This window comes from Clostridium senegalense JC122 (genome assembly GCF_000285575.1).
In the GTDB taxonomy this organism is placed as follows: domain Bacteria; phylum Bacillota; class Clostridia; order Clostridiales; family Clostridiaceae; genus Clostridium_J; species Clostridium_J senegalense.
In genome coordinates, this window is sequence record NZ_HE611052.1 from 123,448 (window position 1) to 128,613 (window position 5,166).

7 protein-coding genes are annotated in these 5,166 nt (G+C 23.9%); 2 read left to right on the top strand and 5 right to left on the bottom strand.

The annotated features are described in order from the left end of the window. Positions 1-4 precede the first annotated feature (4 nt). Complete coding sequence (locus tag CSGHG_RS23715; RefSeq protein ID WP_010295694.1) at positions 5-142, bottom strand: clostri-philic family protein; 138 nt, start codon at positions 140-142, stop codon at positions 5-7. 237 nt (positions 143-379) lie between these two features. Here CSGHG_RS23715 and CSGHG_RS24675 point away from each other — a divergent pair, with 237 nt between their 5' ends. Both CSGHG_RS24675 and CSGHG_RS24680 read left to right on the top strand, forming a co-directional pair. Continuing rightward, positions 380-895, top strand: a complete 516-nt coding sequence (locus CSGHG_RS24675; RefSeq protein WP_010295698.1) for a lipopolysaccharide biosynthesis protein — start codon at positions 380-382, stop codon at positions 893-895. Beyond that, positions 874-1,797 carry an oligosaccharide flippase family protein gene (locus tag CSGHG_RS24680; protein WP_328284738.1) on the top strand — a complete coding sequence of 308 codons (924 nt, stop codon included), beginning with the start codon at positions 874-876 and terminating at the stop codon, positions 1,795-1,797. The genes CSGHG_RS24675 and CSGHG_RS24680 overlap by 22 nt, the downstream gene beginning before the upstream one ends. A 51-nt stretch (positions 1,798-1,848) precedes the next feature. Here CSGHG_RS24680 and CSGHG_RS25095 read toward each other — a convergent pair whose 3' ends face one another. The 4 genes from CSGHG_RS25095 to CSGHG_RS12260 form a co-directional block, all read right to left on the bottom strand. Continuing rightward, positions 1,849-2,670: a hypothetical protein gene (locus CSGHG_RS25095; RefSeq protein ID WP_010295704.1), complete on the bottom strand. Its 822-nt coding sequence runs from the start codon at positions 2,668-2,670 to the stop codon at positions 1,849-1,851. Positions 2,671-2,879: 209 nt separating this feature from the next. Beyond that, positions 2,880-3,404 carry a GrpB family protein gene (locus tag CSGHG_RS12250; protein WP_010295707.1) on the bottom strand — a complete coding sequence of 175 codons (525 nt, stop codon included), beginning with the start codon at positions 3,402-3,404 and terminating at the stop codon, positions 2,880-2,882. Further along, the gene (locus CSGHG_RS12255; protein WP_010295710.1) at positions 3,401-4,132 is read right to left on the bottom strand and encodes a flavodoxin family protein; all 732 of its coding nucleotides are present in this window, start codon (positions 4,130-4,132) and stop codon (positions 3,401-3,403) included. The genes CSGHG_RS12250 and CSGHG_RS12255 overlap by 4 nt, the downstream gene beginning before the upstream one ends. Positions 4,133-4,304: 172 nt before the next feature. Further along, positions 4,305-5,051: a DUF5694 domain-containing protein gene (locus CSGHG_RS12260; protein WP_010295714.1), complete on the bottom strand. Its 747-nt coding sequence runs from the start codon at positions 5,049-5,051 to the stop codon at positions 4,305-4,307. Between the last annotated feature and the right edge of the window lie 115 nt (positions 5,052-5,166).

Genomic DNA, 5,166 nt, shown 5'->3' on the forward strand with positions numbered 1-5,166 from the left:
TTTTTTAATCTACAGGTTTTCCTTCAAAGTTTGTGTATTCTGTAGGATTCTTTTCATCGCCTCTATTATTTTGATTTTTATGTAGTCTTTGTCTCCTTTCTCCTTTTTGTGGAGAATTATTAGTTTTATTACTTTTAGACATATTATTCACTCCTTATTTTTATAATAAATTATAAAGTTTGAATTAAATAAAATCTACTTTAAAATGCTACATTAAATATTCTACCTAAAAAATTCAAAATAATTCCCTTTTAAAAGTTCCTTTATTTTCATATATAATTTTAATCATACTAAAACTATATTTAAATGCTATATTTGATTCTTTTTCTTCTTTATGCAATAATATTGTTAATTTTATTTTTGTATGAGAGGTATATATATGGGTTTACTAAGAAAATTATTAGGCTTTTCTGTAGGAACTGCTATTGTTACTATCCTAGGTCTTATTTCAGCACCAATTATAACTAGAGTTATTGATACAACTAATATGGGGCATTTGGCTATGTTTAATACCGCCTTTAATTTAATTTTAGGTTTTGTATTATTAGGTTTAAATCATGCTTATGTTAGATATTATTCAGAAGAAGAACCATCACAAAGAGCTGACTTACTTAAAATTTGTTTAAAAAACCCACTAAAAACCAACTTGGTAATTAGTGTAATTCTTTTAATATTTTATAAACCAATTTCTTTATGGATGGTAAAAAAACAATCACTATTTATAATAGTTTTATTAATAATATACTTATTTTTCGGAATATTATCTACTTTTGCGCTACTAGAAGTAAGGATGAGGCAAAAATCTAAGGTATATTCATTTTTAACTGTAATTTTAAAAGTATCTTATTTATTACTTGTTATTATTTTTTCTTTATATATAAAAATAATTATTTAACTGTTGTGCTTGCCACAGTACTTTCACAAGTAATACTTACTTTAATTACTTTATTCATTGAAAAAGATGTTTGGTTTAAGAAATCTATTGCTACAAATTCTATTAACAAAAATAAGTTAATTAAATATGGAGCTCCATTTATATTTTCTCAAACTGTTACATCACTTTTTCAATCAATAGATAAAATTTGCATTGACTCATTTACTAATTCAACACAGGTAGGTTTGTATAGTGGCGCTACACTTCTTATTGTTCCTTTAACTTTAATTCAAGGTACATTTAATACTTTTTGGACTCCTGTTTCATATGAAAAATATAATAAAAATCCACATAATAAGGACTTTTTTTCGAATATGAATAAAGTAGTATCATTTTCTATGCTAGTTATTTCTATATTAATTATTGCATTTAAAGATTTCATAATATTATTTTTAGGAAAAGATTATAAAGATGCTGTTTTTATTTTTCCATTCTTAGTTTTTATGCCTATAATGAACTGTATTTCAGAGACTACAGTTGTAGGGATTAATTTTAAAAAGAAAACTAAAAATCATATATATATTTCATTAGTTGCAGCAATATCTAATACTATAGGTAATATTATATTAGTTCCTATATATGGAGCAAAAGGTGCTGCAATTTCAACTGGTTTATCCTATATAATATTTTTTATAGCAAGAACATATTTTTCAAATAAATATTATAAAGTAAACTATCATTTAAAAAGATTCTTTATATCTATAGTATCTATTTATATATTAGCTATATATTCTAGCTTTTATAAATTTAATATAACTATAGCTATTCTTTCATTAATATCTTTATCTATAGTAACAATTTTATATAAAGATGTTGTTTATTTTTTAATTAAAAATATTAAGAACATAAAAATAAAAAAGTAGCTTGAATTCTTATCAAACTACTTTCCTTTCATCTTTAAATACTATGAAAGATTACATACATCTATCGCAAGGATCAAACTTTCCACTTTCTTGGATACTTCCTTCATATATAGTCTTACTTCGTGATAATGTTGGGCATCCTGGTGATGAGTGATATGATTTTCCTTTTGGTGTCCAATATACATGAGTTTCATCACTAATATTATTACTAAGCACTTGTTGTGTTTCTTGTTCCTCTTTCACTTGCTCTTGTTTTGCTATTTTATCTTCTTTTGCCTTTTCTTTTTTTATTCTTTCCTCTTCTTCCTTTTTAGCAATAGCAATTTGTTTTTGTTCTTCTTCATATGCAATTTTTTTAGTATTTATACTATTTTTTAAATCAAGTACTTGTTTATTATTATCATCTATAGATACAGCCTCATTTATTTTACTATATGCCTTATCAAATTCTTTACTATCTAAAAATTTTTTAGCCTCATCTATTTTTATTGGTATTAATTTTTGTTTGCAAATTATAATTTGTTCATCCGCATTCTTTTTAATGTCTTCTGCTTTTTCATCTATTTCACTTAATTTTTTTAATGCTGAATCAAAATCTTCTTTTTTTATTAAATCTAAACTTTCAGTGTAAATTTTAAATTGATCTTGATTAAAGTTAATTATTTTTTGTTTTTCCTTTACTTCATCATTATTTTTTATATTTTTAGCACTATCCAACTGTTTTTTTGCTTCATCATATTTTTTCTCACTTATAAGTTTGTCTACTTGAGACATATAATTATTAAATTGCTTTTCCTTATGGCTACTATTAATAATAGAACAACTTATTATTAAAATTATTATTATAGCTATAATCCCTTTTTTATTTTTCAAAAACACTCTCCCCTTTGTCATAAATATTCCATAAAAATAGTACCTTTTTTTTATGAAATTGTATATAATTTTGACAAAAGTTTTATGTTTTTTTTTATTCTAAACCTTTTTAAATTATTATATTAACTATATTTATATTTTTTCAATAAATATAAAATATACTTAGATTAAATTGCTAAATCTCCATATTAATATTTACTTTGAGAAATTTATATTTCTTCTTTGCTATTCATAATAACATTTTTAATAAAATTACTTTTCCCATCAGTATAATTATTTCTATCATACTTATATTTTTCAGCCAACATTTTCTTTAAATTACAATACTCCTTTGCAACTTCGTCATGGTTTATTAAGTAGTCTCTAAACAGTATCTTATTATTCCATTCCTCACTATTCCACTGAACAATATGTATATGATGAGTTCTACTATTTTCAGTTCCTCTTACAAAAAAACATCTCTCATTATTAGAAGCCTCTGGTCTATAAATATATCCACTTTCCTCTAAAATTTTAATAATATTAGGTAACTCCTTAAAATCTTTTATTCCTATAAGTATATCAATAATAGGTTTTGAGATAATATTTGATATAGCTGTACTTCCAATATGCTGTATATCTACAACATATTTTTTAATTTTTGATAATATTATTTTCTCTTCTATATGATATAATTGTTTCCATTCACTTTTATAATCACTTAACTCTACAGCCCCCCTTTTTAATCCAATCATTTTCTACTCCTTTTCCAAGGTCTATTTCCTTGTAACCATCTATTTTCTCTCCAATATTCTTTATCTGGATTACCATCTGGATAACTATTAATAAATCTTTTAAATACATTAAATAATATTTTTGTTTGTACTGGAATATACTTTTGTTTACACTTCATTGATTTATAAAAAGCATATGATTTCTTTTCTAAAACTTTTTCATACTTGTTCTTCTTTTTAATAGACATTTCACTCCAATCTTTTGCCCAAAGATTAAATCCACATTCATATATTTTAGGGATTCCCCAAAATTTCAAACTCCTTGCTATTGGTCTTATAGAATGTTTTGTCCCTGATCCAGCTGTTGTTGAAATTATAAAAGCTGACTTTGAAAACATTTCTTTTAAAGGCCTATGTGGCATAAAAATACAAGCAAAATGATCTAAAAATCCTTTAACTTGTCCACTTTCACTAAGAGAATAAACTGGAGATGCTATAATAATTCCATCTGACTTTTTAAGGGCATCTAAAATAGGATGTGTATATTTACTATGAGGGCAAAATTCCCCACCAAAACTTCCTTCTTCAAAACATCTAAAACAGCCGCAACAAAACACTGGCAAATCCTTTGGCAAATAGAAATGAAAAAACTCATTATTTTCAATGGAATTTAAACTTTTTTCTACTATTTCAATAGTTTTTTCAGTATTTCCTTTTCTTTGACTTCCATGTATTATAGTTATTTTCAAAACTTATTTCCTCCTATAGATAATTAGTCTTATTCTAATGTATTAATCTTAAAATTTATAATAAACTTAATTATACTATTTTAGGTATACATTTAATCCTATATAATTTTATAATTAATAAAAGATCTACATGCATATTCATTTTCATTTAAATTTAAAATTTTAAAGTATATTATTTTAAATAATCTGATGCATCTACTAGCTCAAACTCATTATAATCCTCTATAAAATCTCTTAAAATTTTACAATGTCCCGCTCCATATATAACTAATATTCTATCATTTTCTTTAGCAATTTTTTGAAGGTTACTAAAAATATATAGATTTCTTCTATACCATTCAACAAGAGAATCTACGCCATAATAATTGCTTCCTGCACCAACTTGATTAGGATACAAATATAAATCACTATGCACATTATTTATATTTGTAGTATCATTCATTTTTTTAAACATTTCTAATACAGTTAAGTTTTCATAGTCTTCTTTATCTTCATTATCTAATTTATTAATTATATTCATAAAGCTTTTATACACTTTTGGTTCATTATCTTCACAATATTCTAACCATTCCATTGGTAAATTTACCCCTTTATCTAGTGGATAAATTTTTTCATGATTTAAAGCCTTACCTAGTCTAAATCCAATTTGAGCTACTTCACTTTTATTCTCTAAAATGTTATTTTCTGTAATTATTCCATTTTTTAGATATCTAAAGTATATTCTATTTAATTCATCTTCCTTATCTTTATCTTTTTCAACTGCTATTTTATTAGGATTAAATTTTAGTAATTTATCTATTAACTCTTTAAGCTCCTTTTGTTTTTTATCACTCATAATATTCTTTGGATTATTTTCTATCAGATGCTCCCCACAGCTACCAAAATGATATGTTCCTAACATAAGTATTTTAGCTTTCATAATGCTTCCCCCTTTTACTATTAAACTTATTTTACCATATAGTTAAATAAAATATAATAAACTTATCCATTATTGGTTATTATTACTATTTTTTTCAAAAGTATATATTTCATAA

What these genes read in the sequence shown, in the direction of transcription:
- CSGHG_RS23715 (WP_010295694.1), bottom strand. Translation starts at nt 142, where the DNA reads ATGTCTAAAAGTAATAAAACTAATAATTCTCCACAAAAAGGAGAAAGG.
- CSGHG_RS24675 (WP_010295698.1), top strand. Translation starts at nt 380, where the DNA reads ATGGGTTTACTAAGAAAATTATTAGGCTTTTCTGTAGGAACTGCTATT.
- CSGHG_RS12250 (WP_010295707.1), bottom strand. Translation starts at nt 3,404, where the DNA reads ATGATTGGATTAAAAAGGGGGGCTGTAGAGTTAAGTGATTATAAAAGT.
- CSGHG_RS12260 (WP_010295714.1), bottom strand. Translation starts at nt 5,051, where the DNA reads ATGAAAGCTAAAATACTTATGTTAGGAACATATCATTTTGGTAGCTGT.